This window comes from Psychrosphaera sp. HA2-10, from assembly GCF_055693745.1.
In genome coordinates this window covers 1982819-2008383 of record NZ_CM146341.1, presented here as the reverse complement: position 1 = coordinate 2008383, position 25565 = coordinate 1982819, and the positions used below count along the sequence as shown (strand labels likewise).

21 protein-coding genes are annotated in these 25565 nt (G+C 38.7%); 8 read left to right on the top strand and 13 right to left on the bottom strand.

The genetic code is table 11. The annotated features are described in order from the left end of the window. Window positions 1-52 precede the first annotated feature (52 nt). Window positions 53-2869 (top strand): bifunctional diguanylate cyclase/phosphodiesterase, encoded by a 2817-nt coding sequence (locus ACZ1GV_RS09215; RefSeq protein ID WP_472673903.1) that lies wholly within the window; start codon window positions 53-55, stop codon window positions 2867-2869. On the opposite strand, the gene ACZ1GV_RS09210 is transcribed toward ACZ1GV_RS09215, so the two are convergent. The 6 genes from ACZ1GV_RS09210 to ACZ1GV_RS09185 all read right to left on the bottom strand — a co-directional run bounded on the left by ACZ1GV_RS09210 (window position 2866) and on the right by ACZ1GV_RS09185 (window position 10052). Next, window positions 2866-4602, bottom strand: a complete 1737-nt coding sequence (locus ACZ1GV_RS09210) for a BatD family protein (protein WP_472673902.1) — start codon at window positions 4600-4602, stop codon at window positions 2866-2868. The genes ACZ1GV_RS09215 and ACZ1GV_RS09210 overlap by 4 nt on opposite strands. After that, window positions 4596-6563, bottom strand: a complete 1968-nt coding sequence (locus tag ACZ1GV_RS09205; RefSeq protein ID WP_472673901.1) for a VWA domain-containing protein — start codon at window positions 6561-6563, stop codon at window positions 4596-4598. The genes ACZ1GV_RS09210 and ACZ1GV_RS09205 overlap by 7 nt, the downstream gene beginning before the upstream one ends. Beyond that, on the bottom strand, window positions 6560-7537 hold the full coding sequence (locus ACZ1GV_RS09200) for a vWA domain-containing protein (protein WP_472673900.1): 978 nt from the start codon (window positions 7535-7537) through the stop codon (window positions 6560-6562). The genes ACZ1GV_RS09205 and ACZ1GV_RS09200 overlap by 4 nt, the downstream gene beginning before the upstream one ends. Beyond that, on the bottom strand, window positions 7530-8042 hold the full coding sequence (locus tag ACZ1GV_RS09195; protein ID WP_472673899.1) for a DUF4381 domain-containing protein: 513 nt from the start codon (window positions 8040-8042) through the stop codon (window positions 7530-7532). The genes ACZ1GV_RS09200 and ACZ1GV_RS09195 overlap by 8 nt, the downstream gene beginning before the upstream one ends. Before the next feature lie 8 nt (window positions 8043-8050). Beyond that, complete coding sequence (locus ACZ1GV_RS09190; RefSeq protein ID WP_472673898.1) at window positions 8051-9016, bottom strand: DUF58 domain-containing protein; 966 nt, start codon at window positions 9014-9016, stop codon at window positions 8051-8053. A gap of 79 nt (window positions 9017-9095) precedes the next feature. After that, window positions 9096-10052 (bottom strand): AAA family ATPase, encoded by a 957-nt coding sequence (locus ACZ1GV_RS09185; RefSeq protein WP_472673897.1) that lies wholly within the window; start codon window positions 10050-10052, stop codon window positions 9096-9098. A 320-nt stretch (window positions 10053-10372) separates the two neighbouring features. On the opposite strand from ACZ1GV_RS09185, the gene fadI reads away from it, so the two are divergent. Continuing rightward, window positions 10373-11683: an acetyl-CoA C-acyltransferase FadI gene (fadI, locus tag ACZ1GV_RS09180; protein ID WP_210562041.1), complete on the top strand. Its 1311-nt coding sequence runs from the start codon at window positions 10373-10375 to the stop codon at window positions 11681-11683. Window positions 11684-11712: 29 nt separating this feature from the next. Then, the gene (gene fadJ / locus ACZ1GV_RS09175; RefSeq protein ID WP_472673896.1) at window positions 11713-13893 is read left to right on the top strand and encodes a fatty acid oxidation complex subunit alpha FadJ; all 2181 of its coding nucleotides are present in this window, start codon (window positions 11713-11715) and stop codon (window positions 13891-13893) included. Window positions 13894-14001: 108 nt separating this feature from the next. Here the strand turns inward: fadJ and ACZ1GV_RS09170 are convergent, their stop codons facing one another. The 4 genes from ACZ1GV_RS09170 to msrA all read right to left on the bottom strand — a co-directional run bounded on the left by ACZ1GV_RS09170 (window position 14002) and on the right by msrA (window position 16696). Then, window positions 14002-14460 carry a Fur family transcriptional regulator gene (locus ACZ1GV_RS09170; protein WP_472673895.1) on the bottom strand — a complete coding sequence of 153 codons (459 nt, stop codon included), beginning with the start codon at window positions 14458-14460 and terminating at the stop codon, window positions 14002-14004. A 51-nt stretch (window positions 14461-14511) separates the two neighbouring features. Next, window positions 14512-15411: a ketopantoate reductase family protein gene (locus ACZ1GV_RS09165; RefSeq protein ID WP_472673894.1), complete on the bottom strand. Its 900-nt coding sequence runs from the start codon at window positions 15409-15411 to the stop codon at window positions 14512-14514. Then, a complete protein-coding gene (locus ACZ1GV_RS09160) occupies window positions 15404-15763 on the bottom strand; it encodes a VanZ family protein (RefSeq protein WP_472673893.1) in 360 nt (119 codons plus the stop codon). Before ACZ1GV_RS09160 ends, ACZ1GV_RS09165 begins: the two co-directional genes overlap by 8 nt. A gap of 396 nt (window positions 15764-16159) precedes the next feature. After that, complete coding sequence (msrA, locus tag ACZ1GV_RS09155; RefSeq protein WP_472673892.1) at window positions 16160-16696, bottom strand: peptide-methionine (S)-S-oxide reductase MsrA; 537 nt, start codon at window positions 16694-16696, stop codon at window positions 16160-16162. 145 nt (window positions 16697-16841) lie between these two features. Between msrA and ACZ1GV_RS09150 the strand changes: the two genes are divergently transcribed. Then, window positions 16842-17531, top strand: a complete 690-nt coding sequence (locus ACZ1GV_RS09150; RefSeq protein WP_472673891.1) for a DUF2982 domain-containing protein — start codon at window positions 16842-16844, stop codon at window positions 17529-17531. A 69-nt stretch (window positions 17532-17600) separates the two neighbouring features. Continuing rightward, window positions 17601-17930 (top strand): hypothetical protein, encoded by a 330-nt coding sequence (locus ACZ1GV_RS09145; RefSeq protein WP_210562048.1) that lies wholly within the window; start codon window positions 17601-17603, stop codon window positions 17928-17930. 63 nt (window positions 17931-17993) lie between these two features. Here the strand turns inward: ACZ1GV_RS09145 and ACZ1GV_RS09140 are convergent, their stop codons facing one another. Further along, a complete protein-coding gene (locus ACZ1GV_RS09140) occupies window positions 17994-18794 on the bottom strand; it encodes a substrate-binding periplasmic protein (protein WP_472673890.1) in 801 nt (266 codons plus the stop codon). A gap of 113 nt (window positions 18795-18907) precedes the next feature. Between ACZ1GV_RS09140 and ACZ1GV_RS09135 the strand changes: the two genes are divergently transcribed. Then, window positions 18908-19492, top strand: a complete 585-nt coding sequence (locus tag ACZ1GV_RS09135) for a hypothetical protein (protein WP_472673889.1) — start codon at window positions 18908-18910, stop codon at window positions 19490-19492. Between the two features lie 70 nt (window positions 19493-19562). Continuing rightward, the gene (locus ACZ1GV_RS09130) at window positions 19563-19766 is read left to right on the top strand and encodes a hypothetical protein (RefSeq protein ID WP_472673888.1); all 204 of its coding nucleotides are present in this window, start codon (window positions 19563-19565) and stop codon (window positions 19764-19766) included. Window positions 19767-19796: 30 nt separating this feature from the next. On the opposite strand, the gene ACZ1GV_RS09125 is transcribed toward ACZ1GV_RS09130, so the two are convergent. Continuing rightward, a complete protein-coding gene (locus tag ACZ1GV_RS09125; protein ID WP_472673887.1) occupies window positions 19797-22067 on the bottom strand; it encodes a sensor domain-containing protein in 2271 nt (756 codons plus the stop codon). Window positions 22068-22152: 85 nt separating this feature from the next. Then, window positions 22153-24849: an insulinase family protein gene (locus tag ACZ1GV_RS09120; RefSeq protein WP_472673886.1), complete on the bottom strand. Its 2697-nt coding sequence runs from the start codon at window positions 24847-24849 to the stop codon at window positions 22153-22155. Between the two features lie 212 nt (window positions 24850-25061). On the opposite strand from ACZ1GV_RS09120, the gene sixA reads away from it, so the two are divergent. Next, complete coding sequence (sixA, locus tag ACZ1GV_RS09115; RefSeq protein WP_472673885.1) at window positions 25062-25541, top strand: phosphohistidine phosphatase SixA; 480 nt, start codon at window positions 25062-25064, stop codon at window positions 25539-25541. The last annotated feature ends 24 nt before the right edge of the window (window positions 25542-25565 follow it).

Sequence of the window (25565 nt, the reverse complement as noted above, 5' to 3'; positions counted from 1 at the left end):
AATATACACCATATCAGTTCAGCAAATATCAAATCTGGTCAAGGGGTTATGCTTGTTAGTATTTTTGAAATTTAAAAGCATTAGTTTTAAATTCATTTTGGCAGTTGTTTCATTAGTTATTTGTATTTTATTACTACTGTTTTTTATGTTTTTCAAAGTAGAACAAAATCATCTAACTGATAAAGCATTATTAGAGCGTGAATTAATCTTGGCCGAAAAAGTAAAACAACTAGAAGGACGGCTTAGAACTAGCGCTGACTCACTAAATGAAGTGCGTATTTTGCTGCAATCAAAAAAGAATTTATCAGCAGACGAGATAAAAAACATAATCGCTTTATCACCTCAAAAAGAAGCTGTTGTATTTTTCGTTAGCGTAAAAGGCGAGCTGTTTAGTTCAGATCAGGAATGGTCTTCAGCGCAAGAAAGCTTTATAAAGTTGGACGAAAATCAATATTCTAAATTCAGCAAAGTCCGAGGTAGCGACAGTTCAGCAGAAGGTCCTTGGTCGGCTATTTATCTTGACGAGCACATCAAGCAGTATGTGATGACTTATTCTACGCCGGTATACATTCAAGGCGAATTTGAAGGCACAGTAGGTATATTGATAGCAGTAGATCCAATCATTATCGAGGCTACAAAAACAACTAATGACGTTGAAGTTTTTATTCACAACGATGAAGGCGACTTGATTTATCACCCAGGCTACGGGCTTAAGTTTATTCGGGAAAGCGATAGCTATGGAGCAGGATTTTCTGCACAGGGGTACTTAACAACCGGACTAGCGTCATACATAAAACAAAACCTGCAAGGTTTAAATCCTCAAACTTTTAATGAAAGACAAAATCGATATTTAGTTAATAGTGCTACGTTAGACACTATTGGTTGGACGGTAGTTACTTACCAGAATAAACACGACGTTTTACATGAACTCAATCAAAATGCTCTCCGCTATTTTTTTATAAGCGTTACAGTGATTTTGTTGTCTTCACTAGTGGTCGCCTTTTGCGTAAAGCTATTTCTTATCAAAGAAATTAATAACATATCGACAATGATTAAAAATGATAACTCATTATCATCATTGAAAAAGCGGCGTAAAGTTGATGATGAGTTTTCCATCATGGTCGATGCAACAGTCACTAGAATCGCGACGTTACAACATGAAGTAACCCAATCAACTAAAAAAGCTCAGGAGCTGGGAGATAAGTTTCTTGAGAGTCGAGGGCTAGCTCAAGCCATTAGCTACTCAGACAGTGCAGTGATTACTATGGATACAGACTTTAAAATTATTTATGTCGACGCCAAAGCCCTTCGCTTGCTTGGAATGGAGCGAGACTCGATGGTTGGGCAGAGTTATTTTGATTTAGTGCATCCTCATATGGCATTTATGACTGAGCAAATAACAAATGAAATACGTCGAAAACAAAGTTGGCGAGGAGAGCTTACTTTAATGGGCGTTAAAAGTGACGCAGAAATATGGAGCAACTGTACAATTTCACCTATGCGAGATGATGATGGTAAAGTTTTTCGCTACGTGATTTCGCTACAAGATATCTCTTCGATAAAGGACTCACAGAATAAAATTGAGCGTTTAGCTTATTCAGATGATTTAACGGGACTTTCAAATAGAACGTTTTTTGTCGCCCAGCTTGAAAAGCTAGTTGAGATCAGCAAACGAGGCCGTTATGACTTCGCTCTAGTATATTTTGATATTGATGATTTTAAAAAGGTGAACGATTTATTTGGCCATGAAGTAGGTGATCTATTATTAAAAGAGTTTTCGTTAAGGTTAAAACAAGAAATTAGAAATGAAGACACGCTGGCAAGAATGAGTGGTGATGAGTTTGCCATGTTATTAGGAGGCATTAAGTCTGAGCAAGATGTCATAGTAAAAGTGAATTCAATAATTAACGCAGCTAATCAACCGTTTATGATAAAAGAGCATGTAATTACGTCTGGCGTTAGTATTGGTTTGACGATGTCACAAACGGATACTCAAGATCCGGAGCTGTTGTTACAACATGCTGACTTAGCGATGCATGAAGCAAAATCACTTGGCAAGAATACTTATCATTTCTATACCAAAGCGTTAAATGACACGACACGTCTTCGAATTCAAATGGAAAATGCGTTATCCAAAGCGATTGAAAATGATGAGTTAGAGTTGTATTTTCAACCCAAAGTTAACAGCAAAACTTCGGAGTTAGTTGGTTTTGAGGCATTGTTACGATGGCACAATGACGAACTTGGTTACGTTTCTCCAGCACACTTCATTCCCCTTGCGGAACAAAGTAACCTAATATTAAACATAGGGCATTGGGTCATTCAGCAAGCCGTCGCATTTGTTAGTCAGTTAAGTAATAAGGTAACAGTTTCAATTAATTTAAGCGCCAAGCAGTTTGAGTCTGGTAACGTTATAAATGAAATTAAAGATGCCCTTGACCGTTACAGTATTAGTCCAAGCTTAATTGAAGTTGAAATTACCGAGTCGAGTTTAATGAAGGATGTTGAAGATGCGATTCGACAGTTATACAGCATAAAAGCCTTAGGCGTTGGTATATCCATTGACGACTTTGGTACCGGGTATTCGTCGCTTTCATACATTAAAAGGTTTCCAGTCGAAACGCTTAAAATAGACAGATCGTTTATTCAAGATATTCCAGATGATGAAAATGACATGGAAATTACCGCCGCCATCATTGCAATGGCACAAAAACTTGGCCTTAAGGTCATTGCCGAGGGCGCTGAAACCAAAGAGCAGGTAAAATATTTAGCAGATAACGGTTGTGATTTAATTCAAGGTTACTTCTATAGTAAGCCACTATCGGCTGCCAAGGCGCTTACTTGGCAGCCTACGCAAAACAACGGTTAATTTAGAGGCGGTAGCGTAGAATTAGCTTCAGGCTTTTCAGTAGACGATCCAGCAGATTTTACTGCCTGCCACAATGCTTCGCCTTTCCAGTCTTTTTGGGTGTTGCTAAAACGAGCTTCATTTAACTCATTAATCGCCACTATTAATTCTTTGCTCATAAAAGGCTTCGCATCATCATAGGACTTACACCCTGAGAACTGAATTGGAATCCATTGTTTAAGAAGGTTACTTACGACTTCCTTTTGGTGACTCAGGCAAGCTCGTTTAAAGACCTTTAAATCAAAATTATTAACTGGCGACGTCATAGCGTTGTAGTTTTCAATAATCGGTGATTTTGCATATTTACGTCGCGTGTAAATAGAGATGATTATGCTAATGACAAACGCCAACCAACCGCTTAATAATATTAACCAGTAACTCAATTCGTTACTTTTCTCTTTAAGTAGAGGAGCCGCTTGGTCACAATTACATTCACTAGCCATGTTGTCGGAGTCATTTGCTGACGTATTACTTGCACCTGTATCTAACGGCGCAGGTACTGAAGCATTTCCTGTTACCTTAACGGTCTTTGCCGGTAGTACTGCTACATCTTGGCGCTTAGTCTTAGTATTAAACCAACTAATTCTAATTTCAGGGAAGGTGTACGTTCCAGGCGCATTAGCGACAATTGCTTCTGTGTTTGTTCTTTGCGAAACCAAAGCGTTTTGTCTTACCGCTGAGTAAGTCGAAGACTGATCCGGATAAACTTTAACATTACTAGGGTAATTTCCTTTAATTTCAGGTAATTGCTCTTCATTCACATTCAATGCAGTCAGTGTAATGGTTCGAGTAATAGGTTCACCTACTTCGAAGGTTTCTTTGTTTGGCGACCACTCTTCATTTAGCTGTACAATAGAGCTTGGTAACCAAACACCTGTATAGTTGGTCGGAATGGGTTTTACATCAATACTAAAATCTTCACCAAATGCGGTAACAGGCTTGCTTTGTGAAAAACTTGAAAAGCTAGAGCGTCGTCGAGTATTAGTTATTACATCGCCATTAAAGGTGGGTGATTCAAGAGAGAACTTGCCGCTTGATTGAGGCGTAATAGTATATATACGCTCAATGACTCGATATCGTATACCGTTCACTATTTCACTTGTATCTTTGTCTTTGCCTTGTTGTTGAATAAACGCACCATCTAGCTTTGGTTCGGATAAGCTACCGCTTTGTAAGTCAACTTGCGGCGAAATGAATAGTTTGGTTGTTAATTTTATAGATTGTTGGACGTAGAGTTCATTGGTTTCAATATTGTTTTGAATAAAAATACTTTCATTTCGAGTGTTGTTAGCAGTCGATGTTTTTACCACCTTTACATTTATAGGTTGGCTACTCGCGCCCTGCACTGAAAATGAAGGGATAGTGTAATTGCCAGCGGACTTTGCTACTAAAACGACACTCCAAGTTGTGCTCTTTTGTATCGTACCGTTAATAATTTGAGTTTGAGAGCCAGTGGCTGTTCGCCCAACGATAAAACCTGTTTTTTGAAGTTGAGATAAATCTAGATCGTTAGTGTTTACCGAGTCATTAACTTCAATTTTTAATACAAACGACTCTCGCTCCATAACTGGATTTCTATCAACACTTGCGGTCAAAGTTGTTGCTGCAGATGTTTGTAAACTAATAAAAAGGGCAAAAGCAACAAACGCTTTAATTAACAAACTGGATATCGATACACTTGAATGGCTTACCACGACTTTGTTGCTCCTTTCACTCTTCTTCGCTCTTGTTGACGACGACGACTTTCTAAAATCATTTTATTTCTGAGTAACACAGAAGGGTCATCATCTACTTTTCTAAGTAACTGCTTTATTTTTTGTTGTTGCTCTTTTTCGGCAATTTGCTCCGGCGTTAGTGGCTGTTGATTTTGTTCGCCTTGTTCGCCGCTTTGATCATCAAGTTCACTTTGTTGTTGAGCTTGCTGCTCAGAATTTTGTTGTTGGTTTTGTTGTGACTCACTCTCATTGTTGCTTTGTTGTTCAGACGGCGTATTTTGTTGGTCGCTTTGTTGTGACTGATTTTTGTCAGACTCATTTTGTTGTTGAGCTTTCTCTTGTTGAGCCTTCTCTTGTTGAGATTGCGCCGAATCAGATGGTTCTGACTCTTCTGACTCAGATTGCTCTGATTCTGATTGTTGTTTCTTGTCTGATTCAGAATTAGACTTGTCGGAATTCTTGCCTTCATTCTGTTGCTGACTGTCGTTTTGTTGCTGTTGTTGTTCTTTAAATTTTTCTAGTACGTCTTTGTTTGATTTGGCATCTTGAAAATTAGGATTCAGTTGAATCGCCTTATCATAGGCCTCGATTGCTTTATCTATTTCCATCATTTGTGCCAGAGCATTACCTTGGTTGTAATAACCCTCGGCGCTGTTGTCTTTACTGAAATACTCTAGTGCTTGTTCATAGTCCGCTGCTTTGTAAGCGGCTGCGCCTTTCCACTGTTCATTTTCAAATAAGTTTTTAGCTTTGGCGTATTGTTGTTGTTTAAAGGCTTGACTGGCCAGCTGGTCATCGGTTTTAAACATGCTATTTAATATTGAGTCACCAGATGCTTCAACATTCGACTCTGGAGCATTTACATTTGTATTTGCCGCAGCTATGACAATGTTTGGTGTCAGACCGCCAATAAATAAAATGCCACATAAAAAGACAGACAGTGTCATTCCGCGTCGAAACAAGACTAAGATCAATGGCATTACAATTAAAATTAGATAAGGGCCAAATTCTTGCCAATCGTCACCGGTGATCTCGCTGTTTGTTGACTCTAATTTATTAGCGCTATTGCTTAATTTCTGTTGCTGGGAGCGACCGACTAGAGTTGTAATATCTTTATCATTGGCGGTAAAACGTTGATAGGTGCCCCCCGATGTATTGGCAATATCAGCTAAAGCAGACTCATTTACTTTTGGCATGACGATACTGCCGGTATCGTCTTTTAATAAACTACCATCGAGCATTTTAATCGGTGCGCCAGATCTGGTGCCGACAGACAAGACATTTATTTGGTAAGCTGTTGTCGCTGCTAACTTATTTAGTTCGGCAACGTCACCATATTCAACACCGTCAGTAATCCAAAAAATTTGACCCGAGAGATATCCGGCCTGTTGCATTAATGATTGCGCTTGTTCTAACCCTAGTAACGGATAACTACCTGGAATTGGCATAATTTCAGGCGCTAAGCTTGGAATTAATGCAGCAATATTTCGAGCATCTTGTGTTAATGGTGAAATGGTAAATGCATCTCCGGCGTATGCGACTAAACCAACTTCACTATCGCCTAAAGACTTAGCTAAATCGATCGCTTTAAACTTCGCTTTGGTGAGCCTATCAGGTTTTACATCTGTGCTTCTCATTGACATCGACATATCAAGAACGATGACATTCGCTACTTGAGACTTAAATACCGGCTTTTCAATTTTTTGCCAAGTAGGTCCAGCTAGTGCGATGGTTGAAATCACCCAAACGATACCTAAGCCAATCACAAGCCGGTTACTGGATAGCTGTTTAGTATTTGCAAATAAGGTGTTAGCTAAATGTTCTGGGATCCACTGTTGCCAATCACTTTGTTGTTTATCTCTAAGTTTAAAAAACCAGATAACAGCCAACGGAACCAAGAGTAAAAACCATTCTGGACGAATAAAATGAAAGTCATTCATGATCTGATTCGCCTTTTCAGTAATAACAATAAAATGTAACTAGCAGATAAAAGTAGAGCAAAACCTAAAGGCCAGTAAAAGAGTGCTTGCTGCGGTCGCAGTTGAATAGGATCATCTTCCACCGGCTCTAATTTATCTAACAAGTCGTAAATAGTGGCTAACTCAGAAGTATTTCGAGCTCTAAAGTATTGGCCACCCGTTTCTTTTGCAATTTTTGTTAATAAGTTTTCATCTAAATCAGCGGATGGGTTTACCTTACGAGTACCGAAAAAGCTTCTAACTAACATCTCATCGGCGCCGATGCCTATGGTATAAACTTTTATACCGGTTTGTTTGGCAATTTCTAACGCTTCATTTGGCGTGATGTTACCTGCGGTATTCTGACCATCGGTAAGTAATATTAAAATACGATTAGATTCACCTTTGTCATAAAATCTTTTAGCTGCAAGTCCAAGTGCGTCGCCGATAGCCGTTTTATCTCCAACTAAACCAAGCTCCGCCTCCACGAGCATTTGTTTCACGGTCGCACGATCAAAAGTTAGCGGAGTTTGTACGTAGGCTGTATCGGCAAATAAGATAAGCCCTAGTCGGTCACCAACGCGACGCTCAATAAAGTCATTTAGAACGTACTTTAACATTGTTAATCGGTTAACCGTTTGGCCTTGAATTTTCATGTCTTCTTCGTTCATAGACGCAGATAAATCAACAGCAACAATCATTTCCCGTCCTTCTTGTGGGACTGTGATCGGCTCACCTAACCACTGGGGACGCATACTTGCAAATACTAAGGCCGACCATACCAAAAACCACAACCATGGAAAGCGCAACGGATTTGACTTTTGCTGTTGTTCACTTAAAAGACCAAAGGTAGGTAAATATAACGCTGGCTTGTCAGACTCTTTTGCAGGTAAAAGCCAAATAATAAAAGGTAAAGGCAATAGCACGGCTAACCAAACCCACTCAAAACTAAACATTGCTTTGCTCCTTTGCCACATTGTGCGCTGCTAGTTTTTGAGCAGAAGATAGAGGTAGCGTATGTTTTATCCAACTTTTAGCTTGCTCTAAATAAGCGTCAGCTTTTTGGGCGGAACATTTTGGTTGATACGCGAGGTCAACAAATTCTGCAGAGATCTTATGTTCATCGTTGGCCAATGTATTTAGTAGATTAGCCCAACTTGCGCTATTCAAACTGGCCACTTGCTCTCGAGACAAATAAACCAACATAACGCGCTTTAAGGTGTCGTTGATTGCGATAACCGTTTTGTGCGGGTGCGGTTCTTTACTAATTTCGGCAAGCATTGCTAGAGCTTGTTTTTTGGCTCTGCTGTCATTGATGTATTTGACTAGCCATTTAATTATTAACGCGATAGTAACAATAGATAACACAATAATTAGCCACCATCCCCATGCGAGTGGCCATAGACCGATAGGCTCTGGAGTTTGTATGTCTTTTAATTGATATAGTGGATTGTTCTGCATAGTTAACCCTACAACTGCTCGTGCAACGGAAGACCAGCACTGATTGGTAACCATTTAATGTTAAATTGCTGTAAATGCTGTTTTTGAGCAAAAAAACGTTTCTGCGCATTATCGTTATACTGGGCAATTTGTGTGGCACTGGAAATAACCTTAATCTTATTGCCATCGGTTATAGCAAGGTTGTTTTCAGCATACTGCGGTAAAGCCTGTTCGATGGGATCGTAAATAGCACAAGCGCTTACTTCGCAGTGCTTTTGTAGCTGGAAAAGGTGCTGTAACGCTTGTTCCGACATATTTTGAAAGTCGCTAATGATATAGATTAAGCTACCAGGATGTGCTACTTGGCGTAAATGTTTACAAGCATTTTCAAAGTGTAGTTGAAAATTGTTTGATAACACTGGTGAGCTGTCGGAACGAGGTGTTGAGTCTTTTTGAGTATTTAAGTTTTGATGGCCTATTACCAATTGGTTTAGCCAATGCAATAGAGCTTGTTGTCGGGCCCTTGGTTTAGACTCAAATAATTGTTGTTCTGTTAAGACCAGCCCACCGACTTTATCGCCATTTTTTTTTGCTTTCCATGCTATGAGTGAAGCCAAGTGGCAAGCTTGCACAGATTTAAATAGTAATTCACTACCAAAATACATGGTCGGTAACAGGTCACACAAAATAAAAATAGGGCGATCTTTTTCTTCACGGAAGATTTTAGTATGGGTTTTTCCTGTTCGAGCTGTTACTCGCCAGTCAATAGTACGAACATCATCACCCGGTTGATAATGTCTAGCCTCATCAAACTCCATACCGCGACCTTTAGTTTTGGCGAGGTACTGCCCTGATAAATGGTGTTTAACATTTGAACTGGGCTTAGTGTTGAGCAAATGAATATAACGTTGATACATTAGCAACTCGTCCAACTCACATTGAACGCCGCTAATTCTGTTCGTATTCATCCATTCTAAATGCGCATTAACTGTCATTATTACCTTAAACATCTATTAAACAATAATTTATCGACTAACCTAGAGGCCGCTTTAATTGTATTCGTTGCTATTAACGTTAAGGTACTGCAACTAGTTGCAGGATTTTTCGTAGCACTTGGTTTGCATCAATGCCCGCCGCTTCGGCCTCATAACTTAAAAGTAGGCGGTGGCGTAGACAATCAAAAAACACGGTTTGGATATCATCAGGCGTAACGTAGTTTCGGCCGTCAATCCAGGCGTTTGCTCTTGCACATTTATCCAAGCTTATGGTTGCCCTAGGTGATGCACCAAAGGCTATCCACTTCGCAAGCTCTGCGTCGTATTTGGCTGGTTGTCTTGTCGCAATAATAAGATCAACCAAATATTGCTCTAATTCTTCTGCTAGATGAATGGACAATACTTCTTTCCGAGCATCAAATATTTCAAGTTGTGTAAGTGGTGTAGGAGGTTCAACTCTTTCTGATAATGCCTCACCACGGGTCAAACGTAGAATTTCAATCTCAGTTTCAGCACCTGGATAATCTATTTCTAGATGCATTAAAAAACGGTCAAGCTGTGCTTCAGGAAGTGGGTATGTGCCTTCTTGTTCTAACGGGTTTTGTGTTGCCATAACCATAAATAGAGAAGGAAGCGGGTAGGTGGTTTTCCCCACGGTGACTTGTCTCTCAGCCATTGCTTCAAGTAGCGCTGATTGAACTTTGGCTGGTGCACGGTTAATCTCATCGGCAAGCACCAAATTATGAAAAAGTGGCCCGGCTTCAAAAACAAACACACCTGTTTCTGGACGGTATATATCTGTTCCCGTTAAGTCAGCGGGTAATAGATCGGGAGTAAATTGAACTCTATGGAAGTCGCCTTCGAGACCATTGGCAAGTGCATTAATAGCTCGAGTTTTTGCTAATCCCGGAGGACCCTCAACCAATAAATGTCCGTCTGCCAGTAATGCAACTATAATAGCTTTGGTAAACTGGGGTTGACCGATAACTTGCGAATCTAGATATTTCTTTAGTTGTTCAAATCGAGATACTGACATTTATCCTACACTTCCTCTACGGCTAACACTTAAATGGCCGATAAAATTGAAAAAAAGTTTGATTTTAAAGCGACTTGCAATAACGCTTATCATAGTGATGTTTACAATACCACTTACGACACGTTTGTGAATATAAGGTTCAATGAATAAAAAACAAGTGGATGTTTTTTATTCGAAAAAATTACAACGTTTCTTATTTAAATAATGCCGGTGAGTGATAAAAGTGCGTAGAACTTTGACTTTAGACAAGATCTCGTTAAAATCGGGCAATAATTACAGGTCTGACCAGATTTGTTACAGATTCGATAATAGGAAAGAACATGACAGCAAACAAACTACTAACTAGAAATGGCGATCGCATAGCGGTTGTTTCGGGCCTTAGAACGCCTTTTGCAAAACAAGCTACAGCTTACCACGGTGTGCCAGCATTAGACCTAGGTAAAATGGTTGTTGGCGAAATGTTACAACGTGCAGAATTAGACCCTAAAGAAATTCAACAGCTTGTATACGGACAAGTTGTGCAAATGCCAGAAGCGCCAAACATTGCTCGTGAAATCGTTTTGGGTACTGGCATGGATGTAAATACCGATGCTTATTCTGTTTCTAGAGCTTGTGCGACAAGTTTTCAATCAACAGTGAATATTGCAGAGTCTATGATGGCTGGCTCTATTGATGTTGGTGTTGCCGGTGGTGCTGACTCTTCTTCTGTTTTACCAATTGGTGTGACTAAAAAATTAGCGCGCGCTTTAGTTGACTTAAACAAGGCTCGTACTCTTGGTCAACGTTGGAACATTCTTAAAAAATTACGTTTAGCTGACCTTGCACCTCAACCACCTGCAGTTGCAGAGTATTCAACTGGATTGAGCATGGGCCAAACGGCCGAGCAAATGGCTAAAACGCATAACATTAGCCGTGAAGATCAAGATGCATTGGCACACCGTTCACACTCTTTGGCGACTAAGGCTTGGGAAAGTGGCATTTTTAAAGATGAAGTAATGGCCGCACACCCAGAGCCATTCAGCCAATTCATTGAAATGGACAATACTATCCGTACTAATTCTACAGCTGATGGTTATTCAAAGTTACGTCCTGTATTTGACCGTAAACACGGCTCAGTAACAGCGGCAAACTCAACAGCATTAACAGACGGTGCATCTGCTATCTTAATGATGACAGAAAGCAAAGCAAAAGCGTTAGGCTACGAGCCTTTAGGTTACATACGTAGCTTTGGTTTTGCGGCCATTGACGTTTGGGAAGACATGTTAATGGGTCCTTCTTACGCAACACCTATTGCACTTGAGCGCGCTGGTATGAAGTTGTCAGATTTAGACTTAATTGAAATGCACGAAGCATTTGCAGCTCAAACACTAGCGAATATGAAAATGTTTGCGAGTAAGAAATTTGCACAAGACAAGCTTGGTCGTGGTGAAGCTATTGGCGATATCGATATGACTAAGTTTAACGTTAATGGTGGTTCACTAGCATACGGTCACCCATTTGCTGCTACTGGTACTCGCTTAATTACGCAAACAATCAATGAGCTGCGTCGTCGTGGCGGTGGTGTTGGTCTAACTACAGCATGTGCTGCTGGTGGTTTAGGTGCATCTATGATTGTTGAAGTAGACGGTTAATAGCGGACTTATAAGGAAAGGATAAAACGATGACGACAGAATCAAATAACACGTCAGCATTTACATTATCAACGCTAGAAAATGGCATTGGTGTGATCACAATTGACGTTCCAAATGAGTCAATGAATGTATTAAAAGCAGAATTCGCTGAACAGATTAATGCGGTTTTTGCAGAAGTTGAAAACAACACACACGTTTCAGGTTTAATCATTACTTCAGGTAAATCTAACTCGTTTGTTGCTGGCGCAGACGTATCTATGTTGGATGCGTGCGAAAGTGCTGAAGAAGTAAGAGCCATTGCCAAAATTGGTCAAGAGCTTTTTGATAAAATTGAAAATATGAAAATGCCAGTGGTTGCTGCAATTCATGGCCCTGCGTTAGGTGGTGGTTTAGAGTTAGCAATGGCGTGTCACGCGCGTGTAGTTTCAGACGACAACAAAACAGTACTTGGTTTACCAGAAGTACAATTAGGTCTTCTTCCTGGTTCAGGTGGAACACAACGTTTACCTAAATTAGTTGGTTTGCAAAAAGCCTTAGACATGATGTTAACCGGTAAGCAATTACGCGCAAAACAAGCGGTAAAAGCTGGATTAGCTGAAGACATTGTTCCTCATAGTATTTTGATGGACACGGCAGCTGAAATGGTTGATGCGATGCGTCACGGTAAAAAAGTTCGCAAAGCGAAGAAAAAGCCGATGATGGCCAAATTCTTAGAAAATACGTCAGTAGGACAAAAAATTGTTTTTGACCAAGCGACAAAACAAGTTATGCGTCAAACTAAGGGTAATTACCCAGCGCCACTTCGCATTATCGAGTGTATTCGCACAGGTGTGTCTAAAGGCACTAAAAAAGGTCTTGAGATTGAAGCTCAGCGTTTTTCTGAACTATGCATGACGCCAGAATCTAAAGCACTACGTGGTTTATTCTTTGCAACGACCGAAATGAAAAAAGAGAACGGTGTTGCAGGTGTTGAGCCTAAGAAAGTGAAAAAAGCGGGCATATTAGGTGGCGGCCTAATGGGCGGCGGTATCGCTTTTGTTACTGTCACTAAAGCTGGCGTTCCTGCGCGTATCAAAGATATAGCGCAAGAAGGTATTCGCAACGCTTTTAAATATAGCTACGACATTTTGAACAAAAAAGTTAAGCGTCGTTTTATGCGTAAATCAGAAATGCAAAAACAGTTAGGCATGTTAAGTGCTGGTACTGATTTTGTAGGCTTTAAAGATGCTGACATTATTGTTGAAGCGGTATTTGAAGACTTAAACCTGAAGCAGCGTATGGTTGCTGACATTGAAGAAAACTGTAACGAAAGTACAATTTTTGCTTCAAATACGTCTTCGTTACCAATTAAAAACATAGCGGAAAAAGCGGCTCGTCCAGAAAATGTAATTGGTCTTCACTACTTCTCACCAGTGGATAAAATGCCACTAGTTGAAGTAATCGCGACGGAAAAAACATCTGACGAAACAATTTCTACAACGGTAGAGTTTGCACGTCGTCAAGGTAAAACACCAATCGTTGTAAAAGACGAAGCAGGCTTCTTTGTTAACCGTATTCTTGGTTTATACATGAATGAAGCTGCGAACGTTGTTATGGAAGGTGAGCCGGTTGAGAAAATCGACAAAGCGTTAGTTAAGTTTGGTTTCCCTGTAGGGCCAATGACGTTGCTTGATGAAGTTGGTATTGATGTAGGCTCAAAAGTTGCTGGTATCTTATACGATGCCTTTGGTGAACGTTTTGCGTTGCCAACTGCAATGGACAAGTTAACTAAAGATGAGCGTAAAGGTAAGAAGAACCAAAAAGGTTTTTATGTTTACGGTAAAGCTGCACAGCCTAGTCTAATGGACAAAATCACGTTCAAGAAAAAAGGCAAACAAGTTGATGAGTCTGTATACCGTGTATTAGGTGTGTCACCTAAGAGCAAGATGAGCGAAGAAGCTATTGCTGAACGTTGTGTGGTTCAACTACTAAACGAAGCCGCTCGTTGTTTAGATGCAGGCATTGTTCGTAACCCGCGTGATGGTGATATCGGTATGATATTTGGTACTGGTTACCCTCCATTCCAAGGCGGTCCTTTCCGTTATATGGATAGCATGGGTATTGCCACTCTAGTTGAAAAACTAGAAGGTTATGAAGCTAAATATGGCGATCGTTTTGCACCATGTGATTTACTGAAAAACATGGCAAAAGAAAATAAAACGTTCTATTAAACTTTACAGCAGAGTCTTATTTTAGATAAGGCTCTCCGTTTAGAAGGTAACTCAAACGTAACCATCTAAACGTGGTTTACATATTGTAAAAAAGCGCCAATTGGCGCTTTATTTTGCATTACAATCTGAGCATATTCCTTGCAACTCTAATTGCTGTGTAGTCAGCTTAAATCCTGTTTTTTCGACACTCGCCCTAAGTTCATCAATAACATTATTGATCACGCCAATTTCTGTCACTGATTGACACTCTTCACAAATCAAAAATTGCGGTATTTCATGGTTGTGTGAGCAAGAGATATGTGAACACGCAATATATTTGTTTGCAGATGTCAGCTTGTGCACCAAAGACAGTTCAACCAAAAAGTCTAAAATTCGATAAACAGACATAGCGGGGATAGTTTGTTTAAATTCGTCTCGGTAAATGTCAGCTAATTCATAAGCTGATACTGCCTCACCGGCTTTGATAATAGAGATTAAAATATTCTCGCGCTTGGTCGTGAGTTTTACGCCTTCTTCTGCGCAGTTTATTTTTGCTTTATCGATAATTGATTGAATTTGTTGTTCCACAGACATCTCTATTAACAGTTCTTAACATAAGCAGTTTATTACTCTACTGATCTAAAGTAAAACCAACTCTTTTACTTTTTCCACTAAGTAGCTATTCGTAGGAACGTCAATCTCGTATTGTTTCGCAAGCTCCACAATATAACCATTAATGAAGTCAATTTCTGTTTTTCTGTGCGCTAATATGTCTTGCCTCATGGATGACGAGTTGTTTTTTGTATTAGTCGCAACATTTATAACATTTTCCTTTAGCTGCTGAAGTGATAGTGATATTCCACTTTTATTTGCAACCATAAACAGTTCGAACAACACATTGTCTATGAGTTCATTGTATTGCGATTTTAAGACATCGCCGTTATTGATATTTTCTATCGCTGTAATTGGGTTTATGACCGAGTTAACAGCGAGCTTGTTCCAAAGCACAAGATTTAGGTTTTCGACGTACGAAGCATCATAAAAAAGAGCATTCACGATTTGATTTACTATTGCTCTAGTTTTTGTTTTATAAGGACAAAGAGAAATAAGGCTCCATTGGGACTGACCTTTGCCAGCTTGAATGACTGTGTTGCCATCAGTGTAGGCGCCTGTACTTGTTGTACAAAAGTAAATATCGGCAATATCGCCTATTAAACGCTTACTTAGCTCTAAGGTGCCAAGTCCATTGTGGGTGATAACTACTTGTGCACCGTATTTTAATAGTGGTTTTATGCTGGTCAAAACCGGCTCTACGTCAAACGCTTTTACTGGTACAACTAAGAACTCAATTTGTGAAACATGACTTATTAGCGTTTTATTCGTCAACGCTATGCTTTCATTATCTAAAACAACGACGCTGTTAGTAAGAGATGAGTGCCTTACTATTTGAATCGCCTCTATGTTTTGCTGTATTGCTTTTGCGGTAATCAAGCTTCCAACAGCGCCACTACCGACAATGTGAATAGGAAACTCAATCATCATTTCTCATTATGAGAATTTGCTGTATTTTTGGCTGTAAATATACAAATGCAATAACACCTAACATATCGGCAACTAAGTCTGGAACTGATGCGCTTCTATAGGCTAACAACCCTTGAGTTAGCTCCACCGCAAGGCCGTAACAAAACGCAAGTATGTAAACTGTTTTATTAGTTGGTTTAAAGCCAAAGGTAAGTAAGCCAGAAAGGACAAAAAACACTCCAAAATGAGCGACCTTATCAAAATGTGGGATACCAGGCCCAACATTCTCTAATGGTACTAGAAAATAATACGTTGAAATGAATAAAAATAAGAAAAATAATATTTTAAAAGGAAGTTCAATACTTTTCATAAATCAACACGTTTGGTTAGGTGAATGGATTGTAACAAAATGACAGCTAAAACGAATAAAAACTGGCAGTTTAATTATATGTTTTAATATGACCGGCGGTCAGTTCCTGCTTTTAAGTATTGAAAGTCAAATGTAATGATTGTTTTATGATTTCGCTTTAAAAATAAGCGATGACTTTTATGTTTATCATAAACAATAGGTTATGGATTTAATTTAGTCTTTTTGTTGATTCATTTGTGCCCAAAAAGGTAACAAAAGTTGGGCTGGTTATTCACTAGATTTTTCAAAGGATTTCTAAAATTGAAACAAGTATATTTATTACAGGACTTCGGTTCTAGGAGGGTATGTCTCCCATCAGCATTGCTACTTCCGTGCTGATTCATACCCTCCGAATGTCTATTTTAACCAATCTGCATACTTGGTTTTGAATCGAGCTAGCTTGGGGCCTATTAAAATCGCACAGTATGGTTGATCAGGGTTTTTTAAAGCATAACCTTGGTGATAATCCTCTGCTGCATAAAACGCTTCATATTTCTTTAATTCAGTAACAATCGCATCATCCCATATTTTATCTTCCGTAAGCGTCTGTATCATATGTTCGGCCGTTTTAAGCTGCTCTGAATCATGATACAGAATAATTGAACGGTACTGTGGGCCCTTGTCATTACCTTGTCTGTTTAATGTGGTAGGGTCGTGTAGCTGGAAAAACATGTTTAATAGCTGCTCAAAACTTAATAAATCGCTGTTATATTCCACTTGCACAACCTCCGCATGACCGCTTACACCGGTTATTACTTGTTGGTACGTTGGGTTGACACGATGTCCACCGGAAAAGCCGGATGTAGCCCTAATTACGCCTCGCACTTGGTTTAGTGCAGCTTCAATGCACCAAAAACAACCGCCACCAAATGTTGCTATCTTTGTTTTTGCCATATACTTTATAGGTCCTAAATTGGAGTTATTAATGATCTTTAAGTCAGATTGTCCATACTGTAATACAATACGTGCAATTCTCCTCTGGGGGGGCATCTGTTTGTTAATTTATTTTATATTTAAGCCGTTTTAGTTGGGAAACCTCATGTTTCCAATCAATATCCCATCAAAAGTATCGTCTCATCTTTATATTATGAGATTAATTGCTTTTGCAGTTGCTGCTGTTTTCACTATAGCATTTGCCTTACTTGATGTGTTTAATAGTACAGTGTTATTAATTGTCTACGCTGTTTGTATTATTGCATTTTTTATTGGCTATATTTTTTCTCAAGAGCCTGAGAATACGCTGTCATTAACTGAAGAAGGTATTAAATATAGTCACAAGTACGGTTCGGTGTTTTTTCCTTGGAATAATATCCAAAGGATTGGTATCCCCACAACTTATGACTTTTTGTCGCAGAAGGAACTTAATTATATCGGTATAAAGTTAAAGCATTCGGTTCAACACTACGAATCTATCCCACTTAGAATGGCAAGTAGGGTATTGTTAGAACAACGAGAGCTGCAAACTTTAATTGTTAAAGAAAACTGCGGTAAAGGTGGCTGTAGTTTTGAATCATTTGTAGATCAAATTGAGTGGGCTGATAAGGCTGGCAATAAGTTTGAGGGCTTAGTCGCTATGTACGCAAATCGTAGCGAATTGCTAAGCCAGTATCTTGGTTATCATGTGTTTATTTCCGGGAACGCTTTTCATGATGAAATCGATGTAGTCCTAAATAGGCTAATGTCGGCTAAAAAGTTAACAAATGTGCATCTAAACTACAGACAACCTTGATCATTTTATTGCAAAAGGCTAAGGTTGAGGTAGAAATATTTTCTTTGAATTTTTTGGTAGAACACCATTATGACAGATGCTCCGTATATAAGAAGTGGACGAAATACCATCATCCATAAAGTTAGAAAACTAGACTTGTTACTGGTTAATGATCTTGAAAACCCAGTAGTTAAAGTTACTCAAAATGGCGTAATTGAGTATTCAGGTGATGTGCCTCGTAATCGACGTGAAGCTAAAGATGCCTATGTAGAAGTAGTTAACATATCAAGCCCAGACGTGTTCGGTGAGCCTAAAACACTACTGTTCATTCAGTGTTTAAATGGTAAAGAATACAAAGTTGATTATTCAAAAGCTGGAACACCCCTTTTTGTTCGCGTGCATCAACAAAGTTTCTTCTAAAATAGACAGTAAACAATTGAGAAAGAGCCTAAAAAGGCTCTTTTTTTTTGACATAAAAACCGGCTAATTATAAATTTCATACCTGTCTTTGAGTGACCGATATTCTTTTGTTAGAGAGTATTTTTTAAAAGCAGAATTGAATGTTTCTACTAGATTCGGATCCTTAAAAGCCATGGAATAGGGACTATCTGGAAATATAGGATGAATGCTTAGTTCATCAGTCGTTTCTTTTTCTGCTAATGTTCGATATATATGATTAAAAATATTGATGTCCATTACTACAATATCCACGCGTCCTTCGAGTAATAATTGAACTTGTTGAAATTGATTCGGTACTTCAATGTAACTTTGATTCTTGGAGGCAATTTGAGAAAATTCGTAACCTAAATATTTGTGGGCATATTGAAATGCAGCCACCTTTTTCTCATCGAGATCCGCAATGCTATTTACTTTTAATGCTTTATTTTTTAGAGAGATGGCAACATTTTTATAAGTAATATATGGAACCGTCCTAATTTCGTCATTTGGCACAATAAACTTATTGATCGTTAATAAGGCTTCGCCCATCCCTTGATCTAATAAACTAACACTGCGCCCTAATGGCACGTATATATATCGAGGTGAGATTTCCATAGCTTCAAGTACAGCGCTAATAAGCTCCAACTCATACCCTTTATCGCCTTTAGGGATCACATATGGAGGCTTAGCCAGACCGACAACGACATCTAAAACTCTATTTGTATTATTAGGAAATGTATTCTTGAGTGTAATTTCAGTTGATGAAGCCAAACTAATATTGGGCAACATTAAAGTGAGTAATATAATTAGTTGAAAATACTTTAATGTCTGTGTAAATCTAAACATATAATTTTGACCATCTCTAATGTCTGATGGCAACGTAAATATGCTTGCTGTCGCCAGTGAGTTTCATAATCGCTAATTGAACAATTATTAGCAAGTAAACAATCGAGACTAATATGAAAATATTTATATCAACCACCTTTACTATCGCATTGACTGCACTTAGTAGTTATTCGATAGCCGCAAACGCTAATTTGAATACTGAAGAAACAAAAGTCGTAAACGCGAACACCTTGCCTTTTGATTCAAACTTAGCAAAGTTTGAAAACTACTTAGGGGGCTGGACGTCGACCTTTGGAGGATCAGCAGATAAACCACCAGTAACGGATGTGACGTTATTTGAGAAGGTATTAAAGGGAAAAGCATTAAGAACCACTCACTCTATTAACAATGGCGCTTACGGTGGCGAGTCGATGGTCTATTGGAATAATAAAAGCCAAAAACTTGAATTTTATTATTTTACAACGGCTGACTTTTTTACTTCGGGATGGATGGAGTTTATTTCTGAGAATACTTTTGTCGCTTACGAAAATGTTAGTGGTGAAAGTGCGATGAGTTCAGGTATTTCACAAGTGAAATCAACATCTAAGCTTGAAAAAGACACAATGACTGTGTCGACATCATACTTAAAGAATGGCGTATGGACTGAGCCTGAATCAAGAGTTTACCGAAGAACAACAAAGAACGTTGTATTTAAATAGAACAAATAGCTCGAAAAACACACAGATTGCTGTACAATATGCGCCCTTACATTTGCAGTAGAGGTGATTTATGTTGTTTTTTGTTGTTCTGATAGTTTTGTTGTTGTCGGCTTGTTTATTATCAGTGGAAGCAATGAAAAATGGCTTAGGTAAAAAACGTTGGTTTTTTTCTGGGCTATTACTCGGGCCAATAGTGTGGCCGATGCTTAATGTAAAAAAGCAAATGATGCTACGTAAACAAACCGGCTCCACAATTGTATTCTTAAAAGCTTAGTAAACGGCAACCTTAAAGAAATATTAAAGGCTAAGCTGTCTCTTCATAAGGCAGTTTAGCGCTACTCATTTTATCCATCATCGCAAATTGACTGAACTCTAAGGCCGATAATGGCTTTGAGTATAAATATCCTTGTAAAACGTCACACTCCATTAATGTCATGAACTCTTTTTGCTCCGCAGTTTCTACGCCTTCTGCAACGGTAGAAAGGCCAAGGTTTCGGGCGATCGTTACAATCGTATCAATCATTGCTTTGCCTATATCAGAGCCTGCATCATCAACAAAAGCTTTATCAATTTTTAGTGTGTTTAATGGGAATTTTCTTAAATAAGATAGGCTTGAGTATCCAGTTCCAAAGTCATCCATAGCTAAATGTATGCCTCGGTCTCTTATTTGATACATTGTTTCGATAGCATGCTTGGCATTATTCATAACTGTGCCCTCGGTAATTTCAAGTTCCAGGTTATGAGGGCTAAGGCCTGTCTCAAAAAGAATACGATCAATTCGTTGCATTAAATCCGGCAAGTTAAACTGGCGAGCTGAAAGGTTTACCGCAACACGACCTTCAACAATGCCTTCATCTAACCAGCGCTTCATGTCGATGCATGCCTTTCGTAATACAAGATCTCCAATCTCTACAATTTGGCCAGTTTCCTCAGCAATAGGAATAAAAGTACCCGGACTTACTACGCCATTTTTAGGAGTTATAAATCGAACTAAGGCTTCCATACCCATTAAACCACCATTAGCAAAACTCATTTTTGGCTGGTAGTAGACTTGAAAATAATCTTCTTTTAATCCTAAGCGAATTAAGTTTTCGACTTGAAGTCGTTTGACCGCTTTTTTATTCATTTCGTCACTAAAAAACAAATAGCGATTACCGCCGTCTTTAGCGTGGTACATAGCCGTGTCGGCATTTCTTAGCAGTGTTTCAGGTTGCTTACCGTCATCTGGATACAACACGATACCTATACTACCGGCGACAACAAATTCATGTTTGTCGATTCTAAAAGGTGTAGATAACTTTTTCAGTATTTGTTTTGCTGCTGTTGTTACTGATGAAACATCGTTGGTCTTTTCCATAACTAATGCAAACTCGTCGCCACCTAAGCGGTAAAGAGTATTCAAGTTATTTGTAAGAGGTTTCATTCTTTTAGCTATTTCTATCAATAATGTATCACCGAGCTGATGCCCTAAAGAGTCATTAATCTTCTTAAAATCATCTAAGTCAAAAACAAGTACAGCTGTTGGATTTTTTTTGTCAACACAGGTTTGGAGGTTAGAGAAGAATACGTTTCTATTTGGGAGCTTGGTTAAGGAGTCGGTACTTGCTAGTTTAAGAAGTTTCGCCTCCGCGGTCTTTCGTCTTGTTGTGTCAGATACGATGGCAACATAATTCGTTATAGTGCCTTCATTATCTCTAATACAGTTTGCCGTGATGTATGCCAAAAACATTGAGCCATCTTTGTTCTGACCGGTAATATCACCACGCCAATTACCAGTTCGGTCAACTTCTGTTTTTATGTCGTTTATTACTGACGAAGAAAGGCTAGTAAGTCTAATTTTGTCGCCAAGCACTTCGTTAGAACTGTAGCCAGTGATTTTTGTGTAACCTGGATTAACATGAACAACATTTAATAAAGGGTCAAAAATAATGACGCCTTCGGATATGTTTTCAATACTTTTGGCAAAAATTTCTAATTCAGATTCAGCCGTTTTTAACTGTTGAATATCTTTAAAGATACCTGTCATTCTGAGTGGTTTACCACGTTCGCTTCGAATTACAATGCGACCTTTATCTAAAACCCAGCGCCATCCCTCTTTGTCTCGTAACCGATATACACACTCAAAAGAGTCTGTGCTGCCGTTAATATGATTAGCAAGTTTTATTCGTACACGCTCTATATCGCTTGGGTGGATATATTGCTTGTTTGGTGGAAATACGTTTGGGTTTACTTTTGAGAGAGGGTAGGTGCCGCGAGAGTTTGTTCTGAATAATTTACCTTCATTGATGTGCCAATCCCACATTTCGTCGCCGCTGGCCCATAAGGAAAAGTTTAAACGTTGATCGCTATGCAGCATTGCTTTTTGATATCGCTTAAAACGCATAATGCCGTAAAAAGAGATGAAGGCTAGTATTATACAAAGACAAAAAAGCAAAGGTACAAGCATAGACAAACCTGCAAAACTTGAGCTTGCAACACTTTCATTATTTGCTTGAGTCGCCAGAGAATAATTACTAACAAACAGCAAAGGAATAAACGATAAAACGTTATTATTATTTTTATTTTTTAGGCACACAAAAAATCTTAAATACTACAATTGGAATGCATTGCCAAGATAACCAATGAAAATAGAAGTGTCAAAGCAATTAGTAAATATTTAGCTACTTGCTATTCACCAATATTCCTTTGTTAAGCAAAGGTGAAAATAACGCAGAGTACCAACTAATCATATGTTGCTTAGTCAGCCCTAAAAGCTCATTTACGATTTTGTCTTTTTGGTTGAACTGATAGTCTTTATTGCTAATTGCCACCCAAAGTTGCTGGCTCTGCTGTGCAAGATTAGTTGGTTTTTCTTTGTATTGCATAATGACTGCTGACTTATGGCGTTCGAAGTCTTCAAGTGACAACGACTCAATTTCACCAATAAAATTTAGTAAACAGTCATGTAATTCTGACGTTAATCTTTCGCTGCTGTAGTCATGAGATTGCACATAAACCGCTAAGCCTGGGATATTAGAAATAGGCATGTAGCCACCGCCCACCATATAACCTAGTTGTTTTTCTGTTCTTAATAAATTAAATGTGTAAGGGGCGAGAATTTGACTTGCTAAGATAAAGTACGCTTTTTCTATTTCATTGTTAGTAATAGATTCTGTATGAAGCCCTTGCAAGTAGAGTAGAGACGCTGAGTCTTGATGCTCTATTTTTTTGCTTAATTCTAAAATGCCATTATCTTCAAGTAAGCGAAATTGCTTAGGCAACTCGTCGACTCGAGTACTGTTTTCAAATAAATGTTTTACATCTTCATTGATTGCAGTGGCTTGTGATGTTGTCCAGTTACCATAGATCAAAATTTCAGCATAAACCTCACTGAATAACGTAGTAGCAAACTCGTTATACTCTTCAACGGATATATGCTCCAGCTCTTGTGCCAACTGTTGTGATGTTGCGGTGGTCGGTAACAGGTGAGCGTTCAGTAAACTGAACAATTGGCTAATAGGTTTATTAGATTCTGAATTGCGCCAGTGCTTAACAAGTTGGCGTTTAACTTCTTCAAATCGACTTCTTGTTGGCGAAATGGTAGGAAGACTCGATACCAGTTTATTGATTAAACTAGATTGGTTTGCGCTAAGACCTGAGGTATACAAAGTAATTCCGGAGGTATGGGCGTATAAATTGTAATGTAGCCCAGCCATTTCCGATTGATAATGCACATCTGCCATTTCGTCCATGAAAAGTTCGCAAAATAAACGCATCAGAGCTTGATTTTTATTAGATGAAACGCCTCGGGGTAGATCAAGACCTATATATATGTTGCCCTTAGGAACCATGAAACGTAAATCTTGCTTAAACCAGCATTGCCAACCGAGCTCTTCATTTAAACTAATAGGTATAGTTGAGTGAAAGTCTTTTTGCTCAATTTGGATGTCGTGTTCTAGATATGGATTAGGACTCGGGTATGCAAACGTCCCGTCATTTGGACAAAGGGCTTTGAGCTCGTTAATAACGCTTTTATCAATCTCTTGTTCGGAGTAGGGCGTATGATACCAATGCGCTTCTTTATCGGGCGAAATGTTCTGACTTGCTAAAGTAATTCGAATATTGTCAGGTTCAAAGAAGTTAAAGATTTGATTCCAATGGCCTAGCTCAAAACCGTCCATGCGAAAGTCGCCATATAAGAAATCTTCTTCAGGGTAATGATGCATATTCAATGCAATTTGATTAGAAAGCTTGATTGCTTTTGTTGCTTCTTGGTAATCAAAGCCTATTTGAGCCATTTTTTGTTGCTCAATATAGAGATACTCTGGCGGCAAATTAGCTTTCATGTAATTAATAAAGCTAAATAGTTGGGTCATTATTAAGTCTAAACGACTTTCGCCTAACTCGGTTAATTCGACCGAGATATTAAAGTCTTTAAAGTTCTGACCAGAAATTCCATTTCCAGCCGACAAACCATTAATTAATCCCTGACGCTTCAGGCTTTCGTATAGTGAACCACTGCCCTCATGCCCAATGATATGAGCAATAAAACTCACCATTTTATGTTGGTATAAATGATCTATGGACGGCAACGCAAAGGTTAAATTTAGTTTGTGCAGTTCTTTAACTGGGCGAATACAGATAAAACGGCCTAAGTCTTTTTTCGAATAAAGTGGTTGGGTTATTACCGGTTTCGATTGTAGTGGATTTTTCGAACTAATTTCCGATAAAAGTTGCTGTGCTAAATCGAACCATTCAAAACTCTGAGCAACAATGGCGACCGTCATAAACTGGGCCTGATAATTATTTTTCCAAAACGTTAATATTTCGTCTTTGACAGGGCGTTGAGGTAAGTCAGATAGGGTTTGCCGATTACCCACTGCAAACTTATGAAATGGATGCTTAGGGTTGCATGTTTCTTTGTGCACCTGCTGTATGCGACGACTATCATCTCGTAATTTAAGTTTGTATTCGGCGTGAATTGCCTCTTGCTCTCGTTTTATCGCCTCGTCAGTGAATAAAGGTGAAATGAATAAATTTGCAAACTGGTCCAAAGCTGAGGCAAAGCTTTCATGGTTAACGTCAAAGTGGAAGCTACTATGCTCAGTCGCGGTCCAAGCGTTTATATGACCACCATGTTTAGCAACAAAATCTGGTAGAGAGTTAGGAGTCGGGTATTTTTTGTTGCCATTAAAAAGAAGGTGTTCAATAAAGTGGGCAAAGCCTGGGCGGTCTGTTGGGTCATCAAAACTACCCGTATTAACCACTAATGAACATGCGCTCTTATTACATGCTTTATCCTCAACATATACAAGCCTAATGCCGTTACTTAATGTAACAGACTGATAATTCCTGTTGTCGTTTGGACTTTTTTTCATTAATAGCCTTGTTGTAATAAATGCTTGATGTCCTTGCGCAAATACAATAAATATCCGTTTATTTATCCTAGCTTGTTTTTAACAAAAATCGAACTTATTTAAATTAAGTTAACAAAATAAAAGGATAAAATTGTTAATTTTTACGAAACTGTCGTAGTCTATGTACCTAGTTTGTTAAGTTCGCTCTGAACTGATTTTTATTGAGATGTGTTATGTCAATTTTTCTTTATGTGGTTCGACATGGAGAGGCTGAATCTATCCAAGTAAACGATGAAACTCGGGTGCTAACCGAAATCGGTAAGATAGAAGCAAAAAAAACGGGCAACTGGTTAAAAAGCCAAACAAGTATCTTCGATTTGGTGCTTTGCAGTCCTTATGTGCGTGCTCAAGAAACAAAAAATATCATCTTAACTGAATGTGAAGCTTCAGACGAAGTGACCTCATCATCCTTTATTCCTTCAAGTATTCCGACTGCTGCGGCTGATGAAATTTTTGCCTATGCGCAAAAAATTAACAAACAAGACCAACATATACTGTGTGTTTCGCATATGCCTCTTGTTAGCTATTTGATTGGTGAACTTTCAGGAAGCACCCCTATTATGGCAACAGCCGCTGTGGCGAAGTTGAAATTAGATATAAACAAGTGGAACGGGCAGCTTGAGACTATTATCTCGCCGGAACAAATGGAATAATAACACACGTTAATTTCAACGCAT

Coding starts and splice junctions, on each gene's coding strand:
- ACZ1GV_RS09135 (WP_472673889.1), top strand. CDS start 18,908: ATGAAAATATTTATATCAACCACCTTTACTATCGCATTGACTGCACTT.
- sixA (WP_472673885.1), top strand. CDS start 25,062: ATGTCAATTTTTCTTTATGTGGTTCGACATGGAGAGGCTGAATCTATC.
- ACZ1GV_RS09160 (WP_472673893.1), bottom strand. CDS start 15,763: ATGAAAAGTATTGAACTTCCTTTTAAAATATTATTTTTCTTATTTTTA.
- msrA (WP_472673892.1), bottom strand. CDS start 16,696: ATGGCAAAAACAAAGATAGCAACATTTGGTGGCGGTTGTTTTTGGTGC.
- fadI (WP_210562041.1), top strand. CDS start 10,373: ATGACAGCAAACAAACTACTAACTAGAAATGGCGATCGCATAGCGGTT.
- ACZ1GV_RS09150 (WP_472673891.1), top strand. CDS start 16,842: ATGTTTCCAATCAATATCCCATCAAAAGTATCGTCTCATCTTTATATT.
- ACZ1GV_RS09165 (WP_472673894.1), bottom strand. CDS start 15,411: ATGATTGAGTTTCCTATTCACATTGTCGGTAGTGGCGCTGTTGGAAGC.
- fadJ (WP_472673896.1), top strand. CDS start 11,713: ATGACGACAGAATCAAATAACACGTCAGCATTTACATTATCAACGCTA.
- ACZ1GV_RS09145 (WP_210562048.1), top strand. CDS start 17,601: ATGACAGATGCTCCGTATATAAGAAGTGGACGAAATACCATCATCCAT.
- ACZ1GV_RS09120 (WP_472673886.1), bottom strand. CDS start 24,849: ATGAAAAAAAGTCCAAACGACAACAGGAATTATCAGTCTGTTACATTA.
- ACZ1GV_RS09195 (WP_472673899.1), bottom strand. CDS start 8,042: ATGCAGAACAATCCACTATATCAATTAAAAGACATACAAACTCCAGAG.
- ACZ1GV_RS09205 (WP_472673901.1), bottom strand. CDS start 6,563: ATGAATGACTTTCATTTTATTCGTCCAGAATGGTTTTTACTCTTGGTT.
- ACZ1GV_RS09190 (WP_472673898.1), bottom strand. CDS start 9,016: ATGACAGTTAATGCGCATTTAGAATGGATGAATACGAACAGAATTAGC.
- ACZ1GV_RS09130 (WP_472673888.1), top strand. CDS start 19,563: ATGTTGTTTTTTGTTGTTCTGATAGTTTTGTTGTTGTCGGCTTGTTTA.
- ACZ1GV_RS09185 (WP_472673897.1), bottom strand. CDS start 10,052: ATGTCAGTATCTCGATTTGAACAACTAAAGAAATATCTAGATTCGCAA.
- ACZ1GV_RS09140 (WP_472673890.1), bottom strand. CDS start 18,794: ATGTTTAGATTTACACAGACATTAAAGTATTTTCAACTAATTATATTA.
- ACZ1GV_RS09200 (WP_472673900.1), bottom strand. CDS start 7,537: ATGTTTAGTTTTGAGTGGGTTTGGTTAGCCGTGCTATTGCCTTTACCT.